This is a genomic window from Natrialba swarupiae (assembly GCF_008245225.1).
GTDB lineage: Archaea > Halobacteriota > Halobacteria > Halobacteriales > Natrialbaceae > Natrarchaeobius > Natrarchaeobius swarupiae.
In genome coordinates, this window is the sequence record NZ_VTAW01000001.1 from 186,081 (window position 1) to 209,413 (window position 23,333).

The 23,333-nt window shown below is 63.5% G+C and carries 27 protein-coding genes, 1 tRNA gene and 1 pseudogene; 12 read left to right on the forward strand and 17 right to left on the reverse strand.

The features are described 5' to 3' along the window. Positions 1–13: 13 nt before the first annotated feature. Positions 14–232: a HalOD1 output domain-containing protein gene (locus FYC77_RS00905; protein WP_149079620.1), complete on the forward strand. Its 219-nt coding sequence runs from the start codon at positions 14–16 to the stop codon at positions 230–232. Positions 233–554: 322 nt separating this feature from the next. Here the strand turns inward: FYC77_RS00905 and FYC77_RS00910 are convergent, their stop codons facing one another. Together FYC77_RS00910 and FYC77_RS00915 are read right to left on the reverse strand one after the other, a co-directional pair. After that, complete coding sequence (locus tag FYC77_RS00910; RefSeq protein WP_149079621.1) at positions 555–1,691, reverse strand: class I SAM-dependent methyltransferase; 1,137 nt, start codon at positions 1,689–1,691, stop codon at positions 555–557. Next, complete coding sequence (locus FYC77_RS00915) at positions 1,684–2,931, reverse strand: 60S ribosomal export protein NMD3 (protein ID WP_149079622.1); 1,248 nt, start codon at positions 2,929–2,931, stop codon at positions 1,684–1,686. The genes FYC77_RS00910 and FYC77_RS00915 overlap by 8 nt, the downstream gene beginning before the upstream one ends. 614 nt (positions 2,932–3,545) lie before the next feature. Here FYC77_RS00915 and htpX point away from each other — a divergent pair. From htpX to FYC77_RS00930, 3 genes are all read left to right on the forward strand, one after another. Beyond that, positions 3,546–4,430 (forward strand): zinc metalloprotease HtpX, encoded by an 885-nt coding sequence (gene htpX, locus FYC77_RS00920; RefSeq protein WP_149079623.1) that lies wholly within the window; start codon positions 3,546–3,548, stop codon positions 4,428–4,430. A gap of 90 nt (positions 4,431–4,520) precedes the next feature. Next, positions 4,521–4,781, forward strand: coding sequence for a DUF7472 family protein (locus FYC77_RS00925; RefSeq protein ID WP_149079624.1), 261 nt, complete (start codon positions 4,521–4,523; stop codon positions 4,779–4,781). A 42-nt stretch (positions 4,782–4,823) separates the two neighbouring features. Further along, positions 4,824–5,219 (forward strand): hypothetical protein, encoded by a 396-nt coding sequence (locus FYC77_RS00930; protein ID WP_149079625.1) that lies wholly within the window; start codon positions 4,824–4,826, stop codon positions 5,217–5,219. A 25-nt stretch (positions 5,220–5,244) separates the two neighbouring features. On the opposite strand, the gene priL is transcribed toward FYC77_RS00930, so the two are convergent. Continuing rightward, positions 5,245–6,330, reverse strand: a complete 1,086-nt coding sequence (gene priL / locus FYC77_RS00935) for a DNA primase regulatory subunit PriL (RefSeq protein WP_149079626.1) — start codon at positions 6,328–6,330, stop codon at positions 5,245–5,247. Between the two features lie 217 nt (positions 6,331–6,547). On the opposite strand from priL, the gene FYC77_RS00940 reads away from it, so the two are divergent. Continuing rightward, a complete protein-coding gene (locus FYC77_RS00940; protein WP_149079627.1) occupies positions 6,548–7,417 on the forward strand; it encodes an alpha/beta fold hydrolase in 870 nt (289 codons plus the stop codon). Between the two features lie 111 nt (positions 7,418–7,528). Here the strand turns inward: FYC77_RS00940 and FYC77_RS00945 are convergent, their stop codons facing one another. Continuing rightward, positions 7,529–7,840 carry a HalOD1 output domain-containing protein gene (locus tag FYC77_RS00945; protein ID WP_149079628.1) on the reverse strand — a complete coding sequence of 104 codons (312 nt, stop codon included), beginning with the start codon at positions 7,838–7,840 and terminating at the stop codon, positions 7,529–7,531. A 286-nt stretch (positions 7,841–8,126) separates the two neighbouring features. Here FYC77_RS00945 and FYC77_RS00955 point away from each other — a divergent pair, with 286 nt between their 5' ends. After that, positions 8,127–9,473 (forward strand): metallophosphoesterase, encoded by a 1,347-nt coding sequence (locus FYC77_RS00955; protein ID WP_149079630.1) that lies wholly within the window; start codon positions 8,127–8,129, stop codon positions 9,471–9,473. 46 nt (positions 9,474–9,519) lie between these two features. On the opposite strand, the gene FYC77_RS00960 is transcribed toward FYC77_RS00955, so the two are convergent. From FYC77_RS00960 to FYC77_RS00975, 4 genes and pseudogenes are all read right to left on the reverse strand, one after another. Beyond that, the gene (locus tag FYC77_RS00960; RefSeq protein ID WP_149079631.1) at positions 9,520–10,263 is read right to left on the reverse strand and encodes a DNA polymerase sliding clamp; all 744 of its coding nucleotides are present in this window, start codon (positions 10,261–10,263) and stop codon (positions 9,520–9,522) included. Between the two features lie 80 nt (positions 10,264–10,343). After that, positions 10,344–10,586 (reverse strand): PRC-barrel domain containing protein, encoded by a 243-nt coding sequence (locus FYC77_RS00965; protein WP_149079632.1) that lies wholly within the window; start codon positions 10,584–10,586, stop codon positions 10,344–10,346. An 84-nt stretch (positions 10,587–10,670) separates the two neighbouring features. After that, a pseudogene (locus FYC77_RS20590) lies at positions 10,671–10,939 on the reverse strand (hypothetical protein). A 95-nt stretch (positions 10,940–11,034) separates the two neighbouring features. Further along, positions 11,035–11,400, reverse strand: a complete 366-nt coding sequence (locus FYC77_RS00975) for a cupin domain-containing protein (RefSeq protein WP_149079633.1) — start codon at positions 11,398–11,400, stop codon at positions 11,035–11,037. A gap of 472 nt (positions 11,401–11,872) precedes the next feature. On the opposite strand from FYC77_RS00975, the gene FYC77_RS20990 reads away from it, so the two are divergent. The 3 genes from FYC77_RS20990 (at position 11,873) to FYC77_RS00990 (ending at position 14,648) form a co-directional block, all read left to right on the forward strand. Continuing rightward, complete coding sequence (locus tag FYC77_RS20990) at positions 11,873–12,019, forward strand: PGF-CTERM sorting domain-containing protein (protein ID WP_394349009.1); 147 nt, start codon at positions 11,873–11,875, stop codon at positions 12,017–12,019. Between the two features lie 66 nt (positions 12,020–12,085). Next, positions 12,086–12,469, forward strand: coding sequence for a response regulator (locus FYC77_RS00985; RefSeq protein ID WP_149079634.1), 384 nt, complete (start codon positions 12,086–12,088; stop codon positions 12,467–12,469). 172 nt (positions 12,470–12,641) lie between these two features. Continuing rightward, on the forward strand, positions 12,642–14,648 hold the full coding sequence (locus FYC77_RS00990) for a histidine kinase N-terminal 7TM domain-containing protein (RefSeq protein ID WP_149079635.1): 2,007 nt from the start codon (positions 12,642–12,644) through the stop codon (positions 14,646–14,648). 440 nt (positions 14,649–15,088) lie between these two features. Here FYC77_RS00990 and FYC77_RS00995 read toward each other — a convergent pair. The 3 genes from FYC77_RS00995 to FYC77_RS20290 form a co-directional block, all read right to left on the reverse strand. Then, positions 15,089–15,162 (reverse strand) — tRNA-Lys (locus FYC77_RS00995). An 81-nt stretch (positions 15,163–15,243) separates the two neighbouring features. Then, positions 15,244–15,930 (reverse strand): DUF7119 family protein, encoded by a 687-nt coding sequence (locus FYC77_RS01000; RefSeq protein WP_149079636.1) that lies wholly within the window; start codon positions 15,928–15,930, stop codon positions 15,244–15,246. A gap of 35 nt (positions 15,931–15,965) precedes the next feature. Next, entirely contained in the window at positions 15,966–16,118 is a 153-nt protein-coding gene (locus FYC77_RS20290) for a hypothetical protein (RefSeq protein ID WP_200840424.1), read from the reverse strand. Between the two features lie 666 nt (positions 16,119–16,784). On the opposite strand from FYC77_RS20290, the gene rimI reads away from it, so the two are divergent. The 3 genes from rimI (at position 16,785) to FYC77_RS01015 (ending at position 18,818) form a co-directional block, all read left to right on the forward strand. After that, on the forward strand, positions 16,785–17,261 hold the full coding sequence (gene rimI / locus FYC77_RS01005; protein ID WP_394349007.1) for a ribosomal protein S18-alanine N-acetyltransferase: 477 nt from the start codon (positions 16,785–16,787) through the stop codon (positions 17,259–17,261). Positions 17,262–17,341: 80 nt separating this feature from the next. Next, the gene (locus FYC77_RS01010; RefSeq protein WP_149079637.1) at positions 17,342–18,331 is read left to right on the forward strand and encodes an aldo/keto reductase; all 990 of its coding nucleotides are present in this window, start codon (positions 17,342–17,344) and stop codon (positions 18,329–18,331) included. 199 nt (positions 18,332–18,530) lie between these two features. Next, positions 18,531–18,818 (forward strand): HalOD1 output domain-containing protein, encoded by a 288-nt coding sequence (locus tag FYC77_RS01015; protein ID WP_162354462.1) that lies wholly within the window; start codon positions 18,531–18,533, stop codon positions 18,816–18,818. A 64-nt stretch (positions 18,819–18,882) separates the two neighbouring features. Here the strand turns inward: FYC77_RS01015 and FYC77_RS20595 are convergent, their stop codons facing one another. From FYC77_RS20595 to FYC77_RS01040, 6 genes are all read right to left on the reverse strand, one after another. After that, positions 18,883–19,239: an ABC transporter permease subunit gene (locus tag FYC77_RS20595; RefSeq protein WP_238386766.1), complete on the reverse strand. Its 357-nt coding sequence runs from the start codon at positions 19,237–19,239 to the stop codon at positions 18,883–18,885. A gap of 130 nt (positions 19,240–19,369) precedes the next feature. Further along, the gene (locus FYC77_RS20600) at positions 19,370–20,287 is read right to left on the reverse strand and encodes a hypothetical protein (RefSeq protein WP_238386767.1); all 918 of its coding nucleotides are present in this window, start codon (positions 20,285–20,287) and stop codon (positions 19,370–19,372) included. Then, complete coding sequence (locus FYC77_RS01025; protein WP_149079640.1) at positions 20,284–21,312, reverse strand: signal peptidase I; 1,029 nt, start codon at positions 21,310–21,312, stop codon at positions 20,284–20,286. Before FYC77_RS01025 ends, FYC77_RS20600 begins: the two co-directional genes overlap by 4 nt. Beyond that, positions 21,309–22,316: a SipW-dependent-type signal peptide-containing protein gene (locus FYC77_RS01030; RefSeq protein ID WP_149079641.1), complete on the reverse strand. Its 1,008-nt coding sequence runs from the start codon at positions 22,314–22,316 to the stop codon at positions 21,309–21,311. The genes FYC77_RS01025 and FYC77_RS01030 overlap by 4 nt, the downstream gene beginning before the upstream one ends. Continuing rightward, positions 22,313–23,080 carry a hypothetical protein gene (locus FYC77_RS01035; RefSeq protein WP_149079642.1) on the reverse strand — a complete coding sequence of 256 codons (768 nt, stop codon included), beginning with the start codon at positions 23,078–23,080 and terminating at the stop codon, positions 22,313–22,315. Before FYC77_RS01035 ends, FYC77_RS01030 begins: the two co-directional genes overlap by 4 nt. Then, positions 23,077–23,322, reverse strand: a complete 246-nt coding sequence (locus tag FYC77_RS01040; protein WP_149079643.1) for a hypothetical protein — start codon at positions 23,320–23,322, stop codon at positions 23,077–23,079. The genes FYC77_RS01035 and FYC77_RS01040 overlap by 4 nt, the downstream gene beginning before the upstream one ends. Between the last annotated feature and the right edge of the window lie 11 nt (positions 23,323–23,333).

The following is a 23,333-nucleotide window of genomic DNA, read 5'->3' on the forward strand; positions in this document are numbered from 1 at the left end:
CCCGACGATCACGATGCATCCAGCTATTTCAACGGTACTCACACGTGTCGCGGCCCGTGATGAGTGTGACCGAACGGCGTTGCCGCCGCTGTACGAGGTCGTCGACCCCGGCGCGCTGACCGCGGTGATCGAGTCGGACGCGGCCGTCACCGTCCGCTTTGCGTACGCCGGCTACCGCGTCGTGATCGACACCGAGCCGCTCGAGGTGGAGGTGATCGACGAGGAACGCTGACGACACAGAACCGCAGTGTAGCCGATTCGATGGCTCCCAGTACACCCGTCAATGCGGACTGGAGAGTACACTCGTGAGGGTCGCGCTGTACGCCGACGAGCGCGGACCCGACTAGAAGAGATGCATCGCGGGCATCGCGATCATCGACGTCGCCATGAGGACGGCGAAGATCACCGCGATGAACTTGTTCCGTCTGTTCATACAGCCCCCTTGTGTCTCCGGGAGCATGAATCTCACGACCGCCGGCCTGTCGCGGTGGCGGTCCGCTTCCCTGGAGCAACCCCGTAGTCCGCCCGTCGAACCTCGCGTCTTCCCGTCGCACTCACTCGAGTCGCGCGTCGATCACGCAGTGGGCCACGCCGGCGCTGTGACTTTTCACCCGGCGCTTCTCGAGCACCTCGAGCGTCCGTCCCGCGTCGGCGGCGTCGACGGCCCGCTCGAGGCGCTCGAGTGGCCGCTCCCAGAGTCGTGACTCGGGGGTCGCCTCGTGGTAGTGGACGACGCCACCGGAGACGAGCGCCTCGAGTGCGTGGGGGAGAAACTCGTGGGCCTCGGCCGTACGTTCGCCGTGGCCGCGTTCGTCCGTCCCGTCCGAACTACCGTAGTAGCCCATGACCACCCGGTCGGCCTCCACCCGCTCCGCGAGGTCCCGACAGTCGGTCATGTAGGCGTCGACCCGGTCGGGAACGTCGTTCAACATCGCGTTCTCGAGGAGGTAGCGAAACGCCGTCGGGTTCAGTTCGGTTGCCGTGACCCGTGCGCCGGCTCGAGCCATCGGGAGCGTAAAGTAGCCGATACCGGCGAACATGTCGAACACCCGTTCGTCGGCCTCGACGATCTCGCCCATGCGAGCGCGTTCGGCCTGATTTCCGGGCGAGAACATCACCGCCGCGGGATCGAGTCCGTAGCGCGTGCCGTGTTCGGTGTGAATGGTCTCCGTATCCGACTCGCCGGCGAGCAACCGCGTCCGGGGCTCGCGGTAGGTACCCGCCGTCCCGTCGTTTTCGATCCCCTCGTCGGCCAGCACGCTGTCGGCCTCGCCGTGGAGTTCGAGCAGCGCCTCGGCGAGCCCCGTCTCGTCGGGGCAATCGTCGGGAACCGAGACGACCACGACGGAGCCGATCACGGCCCACGATCCCGGCGCGGCGGCCAGAGCGTCCTCGTCCCAGCCCCGCTCGGCGAGCAGGTCCTCGAGATCCGAACTTCGGGGCTCGGGATCGACCTGCCGGACGACCTCGAGCACCTCGGTTGCCGCCGGCGGGTCCGTCACCGGGAGCGCGACCCGGTCGGGGCCGTCCTCGCGCACCCGCCTCGAGTCGTCGTAGATCCCCTCGGTACGGAGCGATTCGATCGCCGCCTCCGCGCGAGGTTTGCCGACGATGGCCGCGAGCGGGGCATCGATATCCGCGTCGGACGGCGACGACTCGAGTCGATCCCCGTCAACCGCCCCGTCACGCATCGCTTTCGTCACCCTCGGGCGGGTTCGCGTACGGATCGTAGGGCTCGTTCGCGTCGGCATCGTCGCCCGCGCCCGGATCCGAATCCGGGAGGACGTGCAGTCCGACGCGACTCTTCAGGACGGGAACCGTCTCCGCGTCGGGATCGAAGTACTCCGGTCGGGCAACCGTCTTCGCCTGATACGTCTCGGGGTCGAGTACCTGAACGGCGTTTTCGTCCTCGACCGTGACGACCGTGGTCTCGACGCCATCCTCGCGTTCGCCGAGCTTTCGTGCCTCGGGTGCGTTCCCCTCCTCGTAGCTCGCCTCGTACCGTTCGCCGGTGCGCACTCGAGTACCTTTGAGATTGCCGCGGGCGCTGCGGACGAGCACCGGGCCCTCCTCGTCGTCCGCGAGATCGATGACGTCGCCGGGTCGATACGGCGGGAGACGGACGGCGAACGTGACCCGGTACACCTCGTTACCGTCCTCGTCCTCGGTGACGAGCGTCTCGGCGTCGTTGACGGTGCCGCCGAACTCCTCTACCATCTTGTTCGAGATCTTCTTCCCGATCTTGTTGGTCGAAACCTTGATGTTCAGCCCGTCGTCGACCTCGCCCATCTCGGTGACGAACGCGTTTCGGTCGCCGGTTGCCTCCATCTCGGCGACGGTCGTGTTCGCGATCTCCTTTGCGCGATCGATCTCCTCGGTCGTTGGCGTCCGTTCGTCGGCGCGAATCTGGACGATGCTTGCGTAGTAGTCGCCGGCGATCCGGCCACAGCGGGTACAGGTCTGGCGTGCGATCCTGACCGGGACCGTCACCTGTTCTTCGACTGGCGTCCCGCGGGCGACGCCCGTGAAATAACAGTGCATCCGGATCGTGTTCTGGTCGACCTGTTCGGGTTCGACCTGCCAGGCGACGTCCTCGACGTCGACGTGGACGCCGAGGGCCTCGCTGACCTCGTCGATCGCGATATCGGTGTAGTCCTCGGCGCCGACGTCGACCCATCGGTTACCCCGGTGGACGGCCCCACACTGCGCGCAGACGCGGACGTCGATCTGGTCGGGTGCGTCCACGAAATCGAAGTCATCGAAGTAACACGCATCGCAGATTTCGACCTCCGAATCCGGTCGGAGTGGGTCGGCGACACCGTCGTCGTGGTGACCGTCCGAATCGGCCTCCTCGTTACCGCTCGCGTCGCTCGCCGACCGATCGGGCATCGGTTCCCCACACCGGGGACAGAACGCACGAGACTCCTTCATGATACCCCCGCTTGGGGTTTGGACGTGTTATACTGTTCGCTGTGGCGACGGACTCGAGGCCGATTGCGTCCGCCGGTCACCCGCGAAACAGATCGCTGGTCCCCGACCGTATCTCCGGCTTGCTGTCTGCTGTTTCCGACGCATCCGTCCTGGGGGTCGCGGGTCCGCCGGGAGATCGGGGCAGCAATCCGTATCGGACTCGGTTCAGACGGACAACAGACCGTATCAGTATCCCATCGCTCGTATCGGTGTTTTTCAGAAATTGACAACTCCAGGCGAAACGAGGGGGTTCGATCGGGTGTGTGTGAGCCGACCCGTTCCCAGTCCGGTCGAACCGCCACGATCGAGTCGTGCGATTCCCTTCGTGGGCGAGTGTCATCTCGGCTGGGCCCCCTCCGCTTCCACTGCGTCGATCCCCGCGAACGACGTCTGTCAGACGCTCGTCAGACGACCGATTTCGCGACTGTGTCAGACGTCCCCACGTGCCGTGGTCTCCATGCGAAATGAAGGGGTTCGACCACGGCCTCGAGAGAACTTTCAAAATTATGTCAAAATGGTTCGACCTACGGCGCGTCGTCACGTCACTTATCTCCGTTCAGACCATACGCGAAGGTATGAACTGGCAGGCGGACTGGGGTCTTCGGTTCCGGATGTTCCTGACGATGTTTCTGTTGTTCGCGTTGTACATCGTCTTTGCGAGCGCGATTACGCTCTATATGGGCGGTGGAATGGTCGTTTTCGCGCTCATCTTCGGTGGCTTCTCGCTCGTCCAGTACTACTTCAGCGACACGCTCACGCTCAAGAGCATGGGGGCCAAGGAGGTCTCGGCCGAGGAGTATCCACAGCTTCACACGTCGGTCGAACGACTCTCCCAGCAGGCCGACCTCCCGAAACCGAAGGTCGCGGTCATCGACTCGAACGTTCCGAACGCGTTCGCGACCGGACGTAACCAGAAAAACGCCGCCGTGGCGGTGACGACCGGACTCATGCGAACCCTGAATCAGGACGAACTCGATGGCGTCGTCGCCCACGAACTCGCCCACGTCAAAAACCGGGACATGATGGTGATGACCATCGCCTCGTTCCTCTCGACGATCGCGTTCATGATCGTCCGCTGGGGCGCGTTCTTCGGCGGGGGTGGCCGTGGAGGGAATCGCGGCGGTGGCGGGGTTATCGTCGCTATCCTCGTCTCGCTGCTCGTCTGGATCGTCAGCTACCTGCTCATTCGAGCGCTCTCACGGTACCGCGAGTACTCCGCCGATCGCGGTGCGGCGGCGATCACCGGCAACCCCTCGGCGCTGGCTTCGGCCCTGCTGAAGATCTCCGGCGAGATGGATCGCGTCCCGAAAGACGACATGCGCGAGGAAGCCGAGATGAACGCATTCTTCATCATCCCGATCAAGTCCGGCGTCGTCGGCCAACTGTTTAGCACCCACCCGCCGACGGAAAAACGCGTCGAACAACTCCGGGACCTCGAGCGCGAGATGACGGCGCTCTGATCGGCCGGCTCGAGATCCGCTCTGGACGCTCCCCGTCTCTCGCCCGCCCTTCGAAGCGCTTTTGACCTGACCGACGAAACCGTCTTTGTAATGCTCGACCGTGAGCAACTCATCGAAATCGTCGTATCCGTCTCGTCTATCGTCGTGATGCTCGGGGCGATGATCTACATCGGGACGGAGTACGGCACCGACACCGGTGTCCTCCAGCCCGACGGAGCCGAGCTGCTCGTTTGGACCATCGTCGGCTTCATCTTCCTGCTTACTGCCGTTGGAATCGCTCTCGCGTTCGTCCTCAACGATCCCGAAGACGGACTCGAGGACGAGGACGCCGACACACAGAGTGCGGCCTGACGCCTGCGCCACCTTTTTTACGTTCTGTGCGCAATATGACACATGAGCAGTGCTGACTCGAGTGTGAGTGACGACACCTCTCGTTGGTACCTCCTCGGCGTCGCCGTCGTCTTCGTTCTGCTCGGCTCCTCGGCCCTGTTGCGTACGCCGTCACTGGTCTCCCCGACGACTGCGGTCGGTGTGGTAGCGGTTCTCGCCGGTCTCGTCGCGGTGTTGCTGTGGCGACGTCCCGGACCGGGTGCTGGCGTCGACTCCGCCGGGACAGACTCGAGCGACGATGACGCCAGCGACTCGGGCGTCTGGAACGCGATTCCGCGCTGGCAGTACGAGGGTCGCCACGTCGAGTCGGGCGGACTCGCCCGCGGTGAACAGGAGCAGGCGCTCGCGGACATCCAGCGACAGGCGGACGAACTCTCTGACGATCCGGATCGGAAATAAGCCGATCTCGAGCCGACCAAACGGCTTAGTCGCCTGCCGACTCCGCCTCGTCCGCCTCCCCCTCGCGCCAGTCCTCGAGTTCCTCGTCTTCGGCGTCGTCGATGCGCTCCTCGTAGTACGCCATCGGGTGGGGAATCCGTTCACAGAGGTCGTCTTTGTTCACGCAGTCGCCGTACGATTGCATGGTCGCACACGAGGGCGGGGAGTACTCCGTCGGCGAGGTGTCGCCGCGGATGTGGTCGGTCTGGTAGCGGGTCATCTCCTCGCCGAACGACGAATTGACGCGGTAGAGGTCGACGATCTCGTCGGTCGTCATCCCGATGCTTGCCAGGAAAGCGGTGATCGCAAAGCGCGAGTGGTGTGGGAGGTGTTCGCCCTTCTGGATCTGGTCCAGCAACGCCTTCATGCAGGGCGGGAAGAGGTCGGGAACGACGGTGTCGATCTCACGGGTCAGATCGAGGTCGGCGAGCACTTCTCGGATCTCTGCGGCCTCCGCCTCGAGGTCGGCTGCGATCGTCTCGGGGACGTCGAACGGTAAGCCGTCCTCGATCCGCTCGCGGATCCCCTCCCGAAGGAGCGCGAGGAGCTCGCCCTCGTCGACCGGCACCTCGCCCCGTTCGAGTGGCTGGTTGACGAGCCGCCACTCGTCGTCCCACAGATCGGCGGCAAGCGGAAGATAGGTGCCGACGTCGATGCGGTACTCGCCGTCGACCGGGCCGTGGATCGCCTCCCGAAGGTCGAACTCCGCGAACAGCGCCTCGAGGTCGAGTCCCGCCGTCTCCACGCTCTTCAGTTCCGTCGTGTCTTCGATATCCTCGATGAACCGGTCGTACGCCGTCGCGGCCTCCGCGCGGGCGTACTTCCTGACGAGCACGTTCTCACCGACCATCGAAACGAGGACGCGCGCGACGGGATAGGAGAGCAACTCGACGCGGTGATCGCGATGGGGTTCGCCGGTGTCGCCGTCCTCGAGTGCGGTAATCACGCGTTGTGTGGCACGGTCGACGACCGCCTCCTCCCGCTCGACGACGGTCGCGAGATCGACCGCCTCCGTCGCGACGGTCTCGCGGGCCGCCTCGAGGAACGGGTACCGGGCGTGCAGTCGCTGCATCGGTAATGGGATGTTACTCCGTCGGGATAAACACGGTGGTTGCTCCGTTCGGTCCCCCGAACCCGTCAGGACTGTCTCGAACGGCCGCCCTCGGCTTTTCGAACGGTTCACCGCGAGTAATACTGTGTTACTCCCGTCCACGATCGACGGGATTGCGCCGGCGGCGGGATCCGCCTCGAGGGTCGATTTCAAGGGGGTCCGACACGTCGGTTCGGGTATGCCACGGGTTTCGGGTGACGGCGCGTCGATCCACTACGAGTACGACGACCGGGGTGGCGACGGCGAGCCGGTCGTCTTCGTTCAGGAACTGGGATACGGCCGGTGGATGTGGCGCTGGCAACGGGAAGCACTCGCCCCGGACCGCGACGTGATCGCCCCCGACACTCGCGGAACCGGCCGCTCGACGGCCGGCCACTCGCCGCTCGTGTTACGACTCCCCCGGCGACTTCGCTCCCCGCTCCTCTCGGGTCCCGCCGGCTACTCGGTCGAGGGTCTCGCCGCGGATCTCGAGGCGGTACTTTCTGACGTCGGGACGCGCCGCGTCCACCTCGTCGGCGCGGGACTCGGTGGGATGGTCGCCCAGCAGTACGCCATCGAGTACTCACGCGCCGAGTCGCTGACGCTGTGTTCGACGAGCCACGGTGGACTGGATGCGGTTGCGATTCCAGACGACGTACGGGCACAGATCGTCGGTGAGTCGGGCACGAACGAACGCGACGCGCTCCGCCGGCGACTTCGCCCCGCGTTCTCCGAGCGGTTCGTCAACCGCAACCCGCACCTGCTGGATCGGATCATCGAGTGGGGCCTCGAGCAGAACGCGGACGAACCGGCGCGGGAGGCCCAGTCCGCCGCAATCACGAACTTCGACGTGAGCGACCGACTCGAGCGAATTCGCGTTCCGACGCTCGTGGTTCACGGGACGAACGACCGCGTGGTTCCGCCGGGCAACGCACGACTGCTCGAGGAAGCGATTCCCGACGCGCGACTCGAACTGATCGAAGACGGTTCGCACTGTTTTTTCGTCGAAGAAGCCGAGCGGACGAACGAACTGTTGCGCTCGTTCATCTCGACGCGTCTCGAGGCGTAGCCGTCCGATGTCGACGGTCCGTCCGTCGGCTCACGACGACGCTCGGAGCTACTCGTCGACGATCATACGCGTAGGCCCGTCTGCGATGCTCGAGTCGGGTGCGAAATCGAATCAGGAAGGCGAACTCGCGGCGACGTCGACCCGAATTTCGCCGTCGCTTCGCACCCCGACGTCGACCCCTTCGTAACTGAACCATACTTCGTGGGTGGCGGTATCGTCCGTGCGGTGGGCGTGCTGGAGGAGCGAATCGAGGGCGTCCGGATCGACCGTCTCGTACAGCGGCGGCAGTTCCAGTGGATCCCGCTCGAGAACCGACGCGACGGCTGTCACGATCGCCGTGCTCGGTCGTTCGCCGTCGGCCGGGTCGACGGTCGTGACGTAGTTCGCATCTTCGGTATCCGTCGGATCGTTCGCGGAGGGCATACACTGCTGTACTGCGGTCGGACTGGTATGTTCGATCCTTACTATGTCGCACCATTAAATATCAGTTGCCGACGAACGACGCCGGATGCTCGATCCGCGGCGGACGCCGGTAACAAGGGACAGCAATCGGACGAAAGCGACGGCACTCTCGTTCGGGCGATAGTAACAACTGAACCGATGTACACACCGATCGCCGATCTGTCTGGCGATCGGGTGTACAATGACGTTCAGTGGCTACTATAGAAGAACGGAACACCTTTTTCGGTGGCAAAACAGAGTGATGTCGATGGCCGACGACTCCGACGATCGGGTCTACTACGTGATCAGCGACCTCCACATTGGCGGCGACGAACAGCTCGAGGAGGTCGACTACCTCCCGGAACTACTCGCGTTCCTCGAGGAGCTTCGCGAGAGCGACGAGGACGTGGAGTTGATCATCAACGGCGACGCGTTCGGACTCTGGGAGTTTACGACGGTCGAGGGGATCGAGAAGTTCGAGGTGCTCGAGGAGACGTATCCGACGCTGTTCGAGGCGTTGCGGGAAACCGGCGAAACAGTCCAGATCACGCTGTTACCGGGGAACCACGACCACGAGCTCGCCGCGTACGACGAGTACGCCGAGCGCTTTGACGCGTACAACGTCGACCTCGTTTCGGAGCAATCGATCGACAGAGCCGTCGGCGACCACGTGGTCCACTTCGAACACGGCCACCAGCGGGATCAAAACAACCGAATCGAGGACTGGGGCAACCCCCACTCGACGCCGCTTGGCTACTACTACAACACGCTCGTCACGAGCCGCGCGGGTCAGCTCTCCGACCGCGGGCGGTACAACTGGCTGAAAGACGTGCAGGCGGTGACACCGACCGAACGGATGCCGATCTGGCTCTTCTCGAAGTACTTCTACCGGGAGATGAATCCGGTGTTGCGGTACTCGCTGGTCCCGTTTCTGTTGTTGTTCAACATCAGTGCGATCGTCGCGATCCTCGCGGGGCTCGATCTCCTCGGCGTCTGGTCGATGCCGATCGACCGGACGGAGGCGTTTCTCGGCCAGTTCGGGATGGCCGGGACGGCGGCCTGGTTCCTGCTCGTGTTCAACGTCTCCCTCGCCGGTCTGTTGCTTCTTGTCGCCGTTCCACTGCACTTCATCCGCCGGGATATTCGCAAGACCGTCGACCGCTTTGGCGTGTTCGAGACCGAACTGACCGTCGATCCCGAAGCTCCGTACGAGGGTGCGGCGACCGAAATCTTCGCCGACCAGCCGGCGACGTCGATCTTCTGTTACGGCCACACGCACCGCCCGACGCTCCGCGAAGTCGACGGCGGAATCATGGTCAACACCGGCACTTGGCTCAAACGGCTTCACCGTCGGGACGGCATCATCGGCGTCCTGCCACCGGTGTTTTACCCGTCGTATCAGCTCGCGTCGGTTCGAATCGCCGCCGAACCCGAGGGCGTCGCCGTCGAGTTCGAACAGATCAAGAAACCGAGCCCGGCGACGGAAGAACTCACGTGGACGGAACGCTTTTTCACCGCCGGGAGGGAGCCCGAACCCGAGTTCCCCGACAGATATCTCCTGGAGACGGAGCCGGAAGCGAAAGCGGTGACTCCGGAGCCGGGGATAGAGTCGTGACGGCGCTCGAGATAGCGCCGATTTTTCGCTCGCAGTCGGAGGCCGGTCAGTCGCTCTGGATGCGCGGCGCGAGCATGTAGGTGACCTGTCCCTGTCCCTCACCGAAGCCGAAGTAGATCTTGACGGGGAACTCCTCACCGAGATCGAGTGTGACCTCCGTATCCGAAGGAATCGCCTTGTTCATATCTTTGAGATAGTCGAGTGAGAACAGCGAGTGGGCGGGGCCAAGCTGGAGGTCGATCAGGTCCTCCTGGGTGAGTTCGAGGTGGACGTCGTCGGTGTCACCCTCCGCGTCGACGTAGAAGAACTCCTCGCCTTCGTCGACGCCGAGTGCGATGTGATCGGAGACCATATCCGCCGCCGTGACGGAGCGGTTGACGTCTTTCCCTTCGAGGATGACCTCCGCGGGGAGATCCAGGTCCGGAATATCGGGCTCCTGGCGGATCGAGTCGGGATCGATCAGCGCGAGGGTGTACTCGAGCCCGTCGATCTGGATGTGCAGCTTTCGGGTCTCCTCGTCGAGTTCGAGCTGGATGAGCTGGCCGGACTCGGCCATCCCCGCGATGTCCTCGAGTCGGGAGAGGTCGACCCCGATCAGCCCGCCGTCGGCCTCGTAGGATTCGAACGCGGCCGCGTCGAGCGAGAGGTCGACCATCCCGACGTTCGCGGGGTCGACAGCCCGGATTTCGAGCCCGTCTTCCTCGAGGTGGATCTTACACTCGTCGACCAGCACGCTTACCGAATCGAGCGCGCTGGTGAGCGTTTCCGCGCTCACGATGGCCTTGAACATATGCGTCGGGATACGAACGGTCGCCATAAAAAGCCACCCTTTACGCGCGGGAGACCCCCTCCCGGCCGCTCGAGCGTGGATCAGTACTTCTCGCGCAGGCGGATCTCCCCGTCGGTTATCTCGTCGATCGCGTCGAGTCGGAGCGGGTACCGGCTCTGGGCGTCCCGTCCCCAGCCGAGTCGAGACTTGAGTTCGCCGCCGATCTCTTGGTTCGGCTCGACGTAGGCCGTCCCGTCGTCGACGTCGACGACGACGCCGACCTCGTCGCCGCTGCCGTCGATTACGCGTTTTCCGTCGTCTTCCGCCGTGGGTTCTTCGCCCATGGTCCGGCCTCCGCTTCTCGTTCGGATAACTGCTCACCTGGGCGTTGCAACCCGTCGGTTATCGGCGCGCTCGGCCGATCGGGGTCAGGATTCGATCTTTTCGACGAGTTCGCGCGCTCGTTCCTTGGCGGTTTCTTCGTCGACGCCTTTCTCGATCAGGACGCTCGCCACCTCCCAGTCGTCTTCACCCTCGAGTCGGCCGGTTCGGACCTCGCTTCCCGCCGAAACCGAATCGGTGCGGGGTTTTCCGCCCAGTCGGGCGTTCGAATCTCGTCGTACCGGTCGGGGTTGCCAAACCTGACGTGTACGTACTCGTTCTCCGATTCGACTACAGTACCAACTGGAACGATCACACACTGATCGCCGATTCGTCTGACGAGTAGGTGTGCAATGACTTTCAACGTGTACTACAACGGTGTGCCCTGCGAGTGTCGGATTCCGTGGGTGTTCACCTCTCGTAGACGTGCCCGTCGCTGATCGGCGGTGCTCCCATTCCGATTACTTTCGTTCGGGCTTCGGAGTCGTTGTGTGCCCGGTGTGGGCTCTCGGCGTCGGCGACGAAGAACTCTCCCTGATCGACGCGGTAGACGCGGTCGGGCGTCTCCACGCTCAGTTCTCCCTCGAGGACGTAGAACGCCTCCTCCTGTGTCTCGTGGTAGTGCAGGCCCGACAGCGGAATCTCCTCGCCGGGTGCGACGTCGTACACCCGGAGCCCCATCTGCTCCATGCCAGCGGCTTCACTAACGTAGCGCATCTCCGAGGGTCGGTCCGGCTCCGGCTCGAGGTTGTCCGGATCGACGATGTGGTATCCCATACCAACCCATCGTCGGCGGGACGTGGTGAACGCTTTGGTGGTGTGTCTGGGAGGTACATTCGACGACGGTCCGGTCGGCCTCGAGTGTGGGCGCGTTCGGCTGGCAACTGATAGGGAGTATTGTCGACACGCAGCGAGTCTGCACACGGAACCGAGCGACCTGAGCGGCGGGTGCGCCGGGACATCGGTACAGCAATCCGTATGAATCGACGCTATAGTGTCTGTAGTAACGAACTCCGGCGTAACCTGGATGATTACTGATGGGTTAGTGTGTGCTTATTTATGACTACTTCTATCCAACTCTCATGTATCCAGTCCGCGACGACCTCTACGCGCTTGAGGTCGCCGACAACGTGTCGCTGCCGTCGACGAACCGGACAACGAACTGCAATTCGAGATCGATGGATCGCGTTCCACTGATATCAGCGGTTCTTCCGGCTCCGGCGGTGGCGTCGGACCGGCGGACGACGGAATCTCTGGTGATGTCGAGACTAGAAACGATCGGTCGAACGAATCCACCGATGACGACGTTCCTGGCTTCGGCGTCCTGATCACGATAGTCGCGATACTCCTCGTGGTCGTGCGCTTTCGCGAGCACGTCGATGATCGGCTTCCCTGACGGCTGTTCCGGTCTATACCATCGAACGATCGAGTATATTACCTAGCAGGTGGATGAAATAAACAGATGGCGGACGACGAGAGAACCCATACCGTGACGGGCTCACACCAGCGGACGATCGTAGTCGCCGACGACGAGCCGCTGTACGCCGACGCGCACTCGCGAATGCTCGCCGATCGGTACGACGTGAAAACGGTCTACAGTGGAGCGGCGGCCCTCGAGGCCGTCGACGATTCGGTCGACGTCCTCCTCGTCGACCGACGGATGCCTAGCCTCTCGGGCGACGAACTGCTCGAGACCCTCGCAGAGCGTGGCGCGACGTGTCGAACGATCGTGGTTTCCGCCATCGACCCGTCCACGGATGCCCTCGAGGTGAAGACCGACGGCTACCTCACCAAGCCCGTCACCCAGCGCCAACTCGCGGACTGCATCGAACGGGTCCTCGAGTAGGTCTCTCGCTCGTCGATGTTCGAACAGTCGCATCTCCGTCGGCATCGGTCCACCCCAGCCATCGATCCAACTCCGGAACGGATTCACCCTCGCCGTCATTCAATCCAGGCACCGGTCCACAGCGCCGATCTCGGACCGAACGTATTTGACCTCGCTGTGCAATCGAACGGACGTGGCTCAAGAGTTTACCGCGATACACGCCATCTCTCTCGTGCTTATCGGCCTCTTGAACCTCGTTCTCGCCGTGCTCGTTCCGCGGACCCGACCGAAAACCGACGTCCTTCCGCTGGCGGTCTTTCTCTTTGGAATCGCACTGTGGACGATTCCGCAGGGGCTTCTCCTCGTCGAGACCGATCCAACGGTCGGGTTTGCACTCGCGAAGACCGTCGACTCCGGCGCGGTCGTCATGTCGACTGGACTGTTTCAGTTCGCGATGGCCTACGCCGGCCGCAAACTCCGGAAGCGCCAGTTGGCGATCATCTACGCCGTAACCGGCGCGTGGATCGTCCTGACCTGGACGAACCCCGCTCACTTCCTGATGCACGAACCGATGCAGTTCACCGAGGTTCTCCTCCCCGTAGAGGAGTACCAGAATCCGATCTACTGGCTCTACGTCCTCTACAACTGGGGGCTCTCTGGTGGCGGAATCTACGTTTTCTTCCTCGAGTATCTCGACTCCCGAGGAAGCGGCGTCTACCACAAGCAAGCGAGGCTGGTCGTGCTCGCACCGTTGATTCCGGGGGCCGCCAACGTCCTCGCTCACAACGGAACGACAGAGATCAACTACTCCGTCTGGGGGTTCGGCGCGACCGGCATCCTGATCGCGGTCGCCCTCTACCGGTATCGGTGGCTCGATCTCGTTCCGATCGCGCGTGATAACGTTATCGAGGGAATGCGCGACGGCTACCTCGTCGTCGACGACGAACGACGGGTCGTTGATCGGAACCCGGCCGCTCGATCACTGCTCGGCGACGAGAAGATCGTCGGACAGTCGGTTACCGACGTTCTCCCGGAGAGCCGACGACTGCTGGCGGGAACCATCCAGGAGTTGACGATCACCAGAGACGGGACGACGGTCGATGTGACCGTCTCCGCCGTCCGCGACGAGAGAACCGAAGGGGCCGTGTTGATGCTCAGGGACGTTACCGACCAGCGTCGAGCAGAGAAGCGCTTTCAGGCGCTCATCGAGAACGTCTCCGACGTCGTCACCGTCGTCGACGAGGACGGGACCGTTACGTACGTCAGTCCGTCCGTGCGGTCCGTTCTCGGCTACGACCCGTCCGACCTCGTCGGTGAATCGCTGTTCGAACTCGTTCACGCGGACGACCGCGCCGACGCAATCGACGAGTTTGCCGGGCTCGTCACCTACTCCAACACCGAAGCCCGGTTCGAGTATCGCGTCCGTCATCGGGACGGCAGCTGGCTCGTCTTCGAGGGGATTGCCGTCGACTTGCTCGACAACGGCATCATCGACGGGGTCGTCATCAACTCCCGCGACGTGACCGACCGCATCGCTCGCGAACGGGAACTCGAGCGAACCAACCAGCGCTTAGACGAGTTCGCGGGCGTGATCAGCCACGACCTGCAAACGCCGCTCGGGATCGCACAGACCTACGCACAGTTCGCCGAACGCTCCTCGAGCGAGGACGACTTTCAGACGCTCCACGACGCACACGAACGAATGGAGACGATGATCACGAACCTTCTGACGATGGCCAGGACCGGGACGACGCTCGAGGAACCATCCCCGGTCTCGATTCAGTCGGTTGCGGAGGAGGCCTGGAGTGGGATCTGGGCTCGCGAGGCCACCCTCGAGTGCGATCTCGAGGACGGCTGGACGGTCCCCGGCGATCACGACCAGTTGCTCCACGTGTTCGAGAACCTCTTTCGGAACGCCGTCGAACACAACGACTCACCCATAACCGTTCGAGTCGCACACATCGACGACGATCCCAACCAGGGGTTTCTCGTCGAAGACGACGGGCGAGGGATCTCCCCCGAGAACCGAGAGATCGTGTTCGACCGCGGACACTCTACGACCGAAGGCGGGGCTGGATTCGGACTCGCGATCGTCCGTGACGTGGTCAAGGCCCACGGGTGGCAGATCGCCGTCCGTGATCGCCCCGACGGCGGTGCTCGATTCGAAGTCGATCTGAATTCGCGGTCGGATCTCTCGTGAGGCTGTCCGGGTTTGGCCGTCGCCGCCGACTCGATTACCTGTATTTGCCCAAGTCCACTTGCGAACTCTCGAGGTCGATGTCGTCCACTTCCGCCGTTCGCTCCACGTTACTCCACTCGTCTCGAGTACAGTCCCGCCAGCAGTCTCGTCCGTCTCGGCTTTCCCTCGAGTTTCACGACATCGTTTGCGATGCAGCGTGTGTTGGGCGCGATTTGAACCACGCGAAGCCGTTTCGGATCACTCGCTTCCAGAGCTATCTCCCTCTTTCGAGCCGTGCCGGTTCCGTCAGCCGTCGCTTGCGGAGTTGTTCGTCGCAAAAGCGGGCCGGGCGCGGTTATGAACTACGCCCAGAAATGCTCGCTTCGCTGCGCTTTCTGGTCTACTTCAAATCGTGCCTGCCGGTTCGCTTACCGATTCGCTCCGCTCATCGGTTCGCTGCACGGGCCGGGCGCGATTTGAACACGCGACCGTCTGGTTAAAAGCCAGACGCTCTGCCGGACTGAGCTACCGGCCCTGTACTGTAACGTATCGGTGAGCGGTGGTTAAACGTTTTCTTTCTCTCTCCGCGGACGTTCCGGGTGTCCCCTCGGGCGGACTAGTCTTCGAAGTACGTTTCGAGCGCCTCCGTGACGATTTCGCCGGGTTCGACGTCCTCGATCGATGCCCGGCGACGGAGGTCACGGTAGGTCGGCGGTGAGAGAGTGAGCTCGAGTTCCCCCAGTCTGGCGTCGTACTCGGCCAGCGCCTCGTGGATCGGTGTGTCGTCGTTGAGCGAACTCGCGATGCTTCGGACCTCCCGAACGGTGAGATCGCCGTCGATCGAAGCCCACGCGAGCAACAGTCGTTCCTCGCCGCCGACGCGGGCGATGTGTTTCGCCGCTGTGGGCGCGATTTTCCCGAGCGCGACCTGCTTGCGGACCGACCGCGGAAGATCGTGTACGCGCGCCCATTTGCGGATGAACGAGACCGTCGCGTCGTCTCCTGCACGCTCGGCAGCGGCCTTGTACGATCCTTCTCCGCGAACGAGTGCGGCACAGGCTGCCGCGCCGCGCAGCATGTAGAGGTGATCGTCGTCGCTCGCACCGCTTGCGAACTCGGCGACCGTCTTCGCGGCCTCCTCGAGACTGTCGGGATCGTCGGGATCGAACTGGACGGCCTGGCGGGCCCGCGTCCCGGTGACCGATTCGTCGCCTCGGATAACCGGCGCACCGACCGGCGATTCGCGGTCAGTCGGGATCGATCGACCACGTTCGCCGTGGCCACCGGGTCGATTGTCGGTCATGTGTTTCAGTACGAACTTCGGTGTGAAAAAGATCGCTACCTGCTGTCGTTTTCCTTTTCACGTTTCTCGGCGAGGTGCTCCCAGATCTCCGTACACCCTGCTCCCTCTTCGACGTCCTCGAGGTGGGCGTCGTCGCGTTCGTCGCCCTGCTCACTCCGCTTGGCTTTGCACTCGGCCGAGTCGGTCATTACCCTTCGTTCGAATTCGACTTGCATAAACGTCGCTTCGGCCGCAAACGATACCCGTGCTCTGCCGTATCGGATACTGCTGCCGCTATCTCTGACGGATAATTCGTCGGGACCCCGGAGCACTCTCGTGGTTTCGGTTCGGCCGCCCGTCACAGCTCGAATTACGGCGATCTATCGCGCTGGCGTGTCGGCGAATCCACGACGCGCCCCCTCCTCCGCGTCGGTTGCCGTCTCTCCGATCGCCGACCGTTATTTGCCGCTCCGACGGGGACGAGACGGTGTCGCAAAAACGGCCGGTAGATGGCACGGTCATCACGACGCTATCGATCGCCCGCGACGAACCCATCGTCGGTCTCCGACAGTTTCGTTCGACCGCTCTCGAGTTTCCGATCGGCCGTCGGTTCGTGATCTCTCGCTATCGAACTCGGTGATGGTTCGGCGGTTGGGAGCATACGGACCGCTATGGGCTCGTTCCGGCCGACCGCAGAACGGTGAACGATCGATCGGCAATCATACGGATTGCTGTCCCGATTTCCCGAAGACCGCACGACGGCTCGAAGCAGTATCGGAACCAACCGGTAGCAGGTCGTATCGCCGTCGGTAAGCAGGATCTCCGTTTCACGGTCGACGCGATTGCTTTTGGTACTGGAGATCCAATCTCGTCGCGTGACGATTCGGGTCTCGGCCGGGGACGACGGAAACGTATCGATCCGGCCCGCAGAGCGTGCTGATCTCCTTGCGGTCGTACACATCGAAAACGCGTCGTTCTCACAGCCCTGGCCGTACGACGCTTTCGAGGGGTTTCTCGACGAATCCGGATTTCTGATCGCCGAACACGATGGCGACGTCGTCGGCTACGTCGTCGCCGACGTCTCTCGGAATTTCGGCCGCCAACTCGGTCACGTCAAAGACGTCGCCGTCCACCCCGAACGGCGCGGACTCGGCATCGGCTCCGCGTTGCTCACTCGCGCTCTGGCCGTACTCGTTGCCCAGGGCGCCGACACCGTCAAACTCGAGGTCAGGCAGTCGAACGACGGGGCAAAACGGCTCTATCGGAACTTCGGTTTCGAACCGCTTCGACGCGTCCCCGGCTACTACGAGGACGGTGAGGACGCCATCGTGATGATCCGCAAACTCGAGTGAGTTCTCCGGCGTCCGACGCGGGGACGACCGTCGCGAACCGGACACTACGTTTTAGTAGCCACTCCTCGATTCCGTCTTGCATGGAGTATACGACACTCGGTGACACGGGAATGACCGTCAGTCGAATCTGCCTGGGCTGTATGAGCTTCGGCTCGAGCGACTGGCGCGAGTGGGTGTTAGACGAGGAGGAGAGTCGTCCGATCATCGAACGGGCGATCGATCTCGGGATCAACTTCTTCGACACCGCGAACGTCTACTCCGACGGGGAGTCCGAACGCGTCCTCGGGAACGTCCTCGCTGACTACGACCGGGACGAACAGGTGGTGGCGACGAAGGTGTATCATCGGATGGACGAGGACGATCCCAACTCGAGTGGGCTCTCGCGAAAGACGATCGACCAGGAACTCGAGGCGAGTCTCGACCGGCTGGGAATGGAGACGATCGACCTCTACCAGACTCACCGCTGGGATTACGATACCCCGATCGAGGAGACGCTTCGTGCCCTATACGACGCCGTCCGTCGCGAGAAGGTTCGGTACATCGGCACCTCCTCGCAGTGGGCCCACCAGTTCGCCGACGCGCTCTACGCGAGCGACCGCCTCGGCCTCGAGCGGTTCGTCTCCATGCAGAACCACTACAACCTGGTCTACCGCGAGGAGGAACGCGAGATGCTTCCACTCTGTGCGAAAGAAGGTGTCGGCGTCGTCCCCTGGAGCCCGCTCGCACGCGGCTATCTCACCCGCCCCCACGACGAGTTCCTCGAGACGGTTCGCGGCGAGTACATGGACGATAGCTGGGCCGCCGACCGGATCGACATCTACCGCGCGAACGGCGGGACGGAGATCAACGGCCGCGTCGAGGAACTCGCCGCCGAACACGGCGTCACGATGGCCCAGATCGCCCTCGCCTGGGTGCTTCACAAAGACGTCGTCGACGCCCCGATCGTCGGCACGACGAGTATCGACCACCTCGAGGACGCCGTCGAAGCTCTCGAGATCGACCTCTCCGACAGCGATCTCGAGTACCTCGAGGAGCCGTACGAACCAGTGGCGATCAACGGTCACGAGTGACCGATGACGACCTCGAGCGATCGGTGACGGTGTCGACTGCGAGCGAGTCGTCCACCCGTTCGATTCCCGTTCTTTCCGAATATATCGGTTAAAGTAACGCCACATGTTGTCTGACAGTAGACCTATGTCTGACGCACGGACGACGTGCGTCAGAGAAGAAACACCGGTCTTTATATATGCGAATATGGCAGAGGCGAGCATGAACCGAGAACAGCCAGTCAGTCTCGCCGTCGTCGAAGCTGTCGCAGACCGTGAGGGGATTCCCCCAGAGGAACTCGAGCCCCCGCTTCACGACGCGATCCAGACCGACGCACTCGACGCCCTGTTCGACCCCGTCGACTCCGACCGACTGCCCGCGAGTCTCGAGTTCACATACAACGGCTACGTCGTCAGTGTCGAGGGGTCCGGGGAGGTATCGCTCGAGGTCGCCGAGAACGAGGACGCGTCTCGAGTCGATCCGCGACCGAACGACGTTTCGTACTGCTGATCGGCGACGGGTTCATTTGATCGACCGTATCGGCCGCAAGCTGTACGGACCGTCCGTCACTGTTTCAACTCGTTTTCTTCCTGGCGAACGCTGAAACACCTTCGCTGAACAGGACGATAGCGAGGATTGCGAGCAGGATCGTCGCGACGGCGCGCCAGTTGAACGTATCGAGCTGGACCATCAACTCGGCGCCGATTCCGCCGGTACCGACGATGCCAACGATCGTACTCACGCGAATGTTGATATCCCATCGATAGATCGTGAGGCCGACGATCCGGGGGAGTATCTGGGGTAGTACGCCGTAGACCATCACCTGGAATCCGTCCGCGCCGGTTGCCCTGATCGCTTCCATCTGCGCGCGATCGATTTCTTCGATGTCCTCAGCGAGGAGCTTCGAGTAGAAGCCGACGGTGCCGAACACCCGCGGGTCGTTCTTACTCGAGGAACGAACGCGAAAAAGTCGTTCCGTGCTGTATCGGAGAGCCGTTCCGTGCTGTATCGGAGAGCCGTTCCGTGCTGTATCGGAGAGCCGATGGGTGCAACTCGAGCGTTTAGGCTGATTCGTCGGCGTCATCGTTCGAATCACCGACTTCGTCGATCTCGTCTGGGTCGCTGTCTTCGTCGATCTCGTCTGGGTCGCTGTCTTCGTCGATCTCGTCTGGGTCGCTGTCTTCGTCGATCTCGTCCGGGTTGTCGGTCCCATCGCTCACATCGCCACCCTCACCGACTTCCGTGTCGTGACTGTCACCGCTCTCACCGCCCTCTTCGTCGCTATCGCCAGCATTGCCGCCGTTGCCAGAATCTTTGGCGCCGATCTCGGGGTCCCCGCCCCCATCACCGTCGCCCTGTCCGTCGACGCGACTGTCACCAACAGAATCGTCGTCCGAACTGTCGCCGTCGGCTCCGTCGTCCGAACCGCTCTCGGTCTCTCCATCGTCGCCAGGCCACTCTCCGGGATCGTCGTCTGTCCCATCATCGTGGCCGTCGTCCTCCGACACGTCGTCGCTCGAGCCGTCTGTTTCGTCCGAATCATCCGTTTCGACCGATCCGGCCCCGATCTCCGCTCCCAGTTCGTCCTCGAGAACATCGTCGAGGCTCTGGTCGGCCTCCGTCTCGTTGCCCTCATCATCAGCGGGATCGAAGGCGTCATCGTCCGCCGAACTGCCCGGTTCGCCGCTTGTCGAGTTCTCATTAGCGTTCCCCGGAGGCGTCTCTGTGACGTTCCCCGCGGTCTCGTTCCCGGCTTCAGTGCCGGCGAGTCCCGGCGGACCACCGGGGCCGAACACGTCCGAGCCGTTGCCCTCGAACTGTTCGAACGCGAGGTCGGTCTCGGAGAACGTCTCATTCGTCGAGAACGTCCCCTCGACCGACCCCGTATCCGAGAACACGGCGACCGTCCCCACGCCGCCGGCGAAGCTACTCGCCGCCACGATGAGACAGACCAGGCCGACGACGAGCGGTCGGCTCATCGGCCCACCTCCGCTCCGTCTCCACCGTCAGTTGCGGCGTCTATCCCCTCCGTTGCCGGCACGAACGCCTCGAACGTCTCCTCGCCACCCGGTGGGCCACCGGCGGCGAGAACGTCGCCGTCCCGACGACTCGAGTCGACCCCGTCCAGGTCGTCGCTCGAGTCGATCTCCGCTTGGGGCCGCGGCGTCGGCGCACCTCGACGCGCAGAGAGCCACAGCCCGCCGACGGCGAGCAACGAGAGCGCGGCGGCGACCGCAACAGAGATCGACAGCGCCGTCCGGAGTTCGAACGCGACGTACGCGACGTAGGGCACAGTGAGAGCCAAGATCGCACTCGAGAGCACCAAATCCGACGCCGAGAGCGTGATCGCGTCGTTCCCCTCGGCGGGCCCCGTCGGCGTCCCGTCCGACGTGGTCGCGGCGTCGCTGGAGTCGAGGGCGCGTTCGTCGTCGGCGACCGCCTCCGACTCGAGTGGGACGCCGTCGGCGGCGTCCGAGTCGGTCGCGGATCGCGTCTCGCCCCCGCCCCTTCGCGCCGATTGGAACAGTGCCCACAGCTCCGAGGCGACGAAGAGTACGATCGGAACGACGACCAGCAGGAGGAAGCCGGCAGTCGAGTTCGTCATCTGGATCACGTAGCCGAGATAGGGTATCGTGAGGACGACGACGCCGAGGACGTTGCCCGCCGGAACCACTCCTGCATCGACTTCGCTGTTGGCGTCGCCTTTCGTCTCGAAGGCGAGTTCGCCGCCAGCATCGGCCACCCCGACGACCCGATGGGTCACCGGCGTATCGGCCCCATCCCGGACGAACGTGATGACGTCGCCCGACTCGATCGTTGTCGGTTCCGTCTCGCCGACGATGACCACGTCGCCGGGGTCGATCGCCGGCGCCATGCTCCCGGTGAGGACGACGAAGCTGTACTCCGCCCCGATCACGCCGGGGACAGCGTAGATCACGAACGGAACGACGATGGCGATCAGAACGAGCAATCCGAGGACGTTCGCCGTTTTTCTGTAGTTCATCGTCGGCTCACCTCGTCCGCACAGACGTCGACTTCGACGTTACTGATCGCCGGCAGCTGGCCGCCCGGATTCTCGAGCGTCGACAGCAACGTTCCCGTCGAAGCGCTCGGCGGCGAAATCTCGACTTCGTTCGTGTTCGGGCCGCCTTTGATCCGAACCGCACAGAGTTTCGGACCCGGATTGCCGTCGCCGTCGACGAGTTCGAACTGGATCGCCGTCGTCTCCGCGCCGTCTTTGATCTCGGCGTCCTGGACGAACAGGAAATACTCACCGCTTCCGGGCCCCTCGTCGATCGGGAGCCAGGTCGCGCGGTCGGCCGTGCTCGGCTCGATCGGCATCCGCTCGTCTAAGTCGTCAGCCTTCCCGAGGGAGACACACGCCGGACAGCCGGCTGCGTCCTCGCACGGCTCCGCGCCCGCAAACGGGTTCGAGACGTCCGCCTCCTCCACGTGGCGACACTGCTCGGCGACGAGTTCGGCAGAAAACGCCGCCGTCTCACCCGCCAACTGCTCCGGGGCGGTCTCCGACAGCTCCCACGTCAGTTCGATCTCGACCGGCGTTTCCGGCTCGAGACAGCCGTCGTCGAGTCGGATTCCGGTCGCGAGCGAGCGCGCGACCGACGAGAGGCTCCCGTCGGCGACCGTCTCGCCGGCGACGGCGAACTCGACGGCGAGTGCGTCACCGAGCGGATCGAACGCGGGCGGACAGTCGCTTCGAAGCCACAGCCGCGCCGGATTCGACCCGACGGCGAGATCGATGACGATCGAGTCGCTCGCTCCCCGATCGATCCCGTCGAACGCGAACGTCAGTCGGTCGTCGGCGATCGAACAGGAGTCACAGTCGTAATCGATCTCGATCGTTCCCGCGGTGATCGCGTTCGTGAACCGCTCCCGATCGGTGAAGTACGCGCCGGTGCCGACGCCCGCCGTCGCGCCGACGGCTCCGATCCCGCCCACGGTCGCCAGCAGCCGCCTGCGGCTCAGCCGGAGCGAATCGCGGCTCATACGACACCCCCACAGCTCTCGGCGGCGAACGCGAGTCCGAACTCGAGGGACTCCCCTTGCCACTCGTTGCCGACCGATTCGTCGATTTTCCAGGCGAATCCCAGACAGAGGCGCTCCCCCTCCGGGAGACAGCTCCGGACACCGTTGCGAAGCGCGAGACCGTCGCCGGTCGTCCCATCGATAGCCTGGCCGTACGTTTCGCCGAACGCCGCGAGCGTCGACTCGAAGGCGGGGTCGTCCGGGATCGTTTCGCTTCCGCGACAGCCGCCGATACCGAAGAGGCCGGTGTCGTACCAGAGCGCGATGTCGACGATCTCGCTCAGTCGGCCGGAGACGGTCGGAATCAGCCGGACTCGAGCGTCCATCCGCTCTGCGAACAGTCCGATGGCGATCGTCCCGGAGTCACCCGGCAGGACGTTCGAGGCTGCGATCAACGGCCCGTGCGTTTCGGCGTTGCCGCCGTCGGTGAAGCCGTCTGAGGGATCTTGACCGGTTTCGTTTGGTTCGGTGTGACCGGGAACTGTCCGACCATCGCTCGAGTCGAGACTCGCAGAAACCGTTCGGTCGTTGTACGTACTGTGCCAGGCCACCCGCAGTGACAGCCCGTCGACGTCAGTTTGGGCGTACGTGGTGTCCGTATACGGCGGCGTATCGCCGGAGACGGTCGCCGGCCGGAAACTCAACCCGGCGAGTACGGCGATTCCGGCGGTACCGGTGCTCGCGAGCAGTCGCCGTCGAGTGATGTTGGGAATTCGTTGTGTCACGTTCGTTCCTCCGCGTCGAGGCGCACGTCCGCGGTCTCTCCGAAGAAGCCGCCGCGGCGTTCGTAGTCGCTGGCCGCCAGTCGGTCCCCAGCGACGATATGAATGATCGCCCTACCGTCGGTGAACGATCGTGGTAGGACGATACTGCCGTCCGAACCGTCGCGGCAGGCAGACGCTGCCATCGTTCGATGCCAGGAGACGCCGATCTGGGAGCGTCCAAATCGGGTGAGTGATGTCGTCAACGGACCACGGC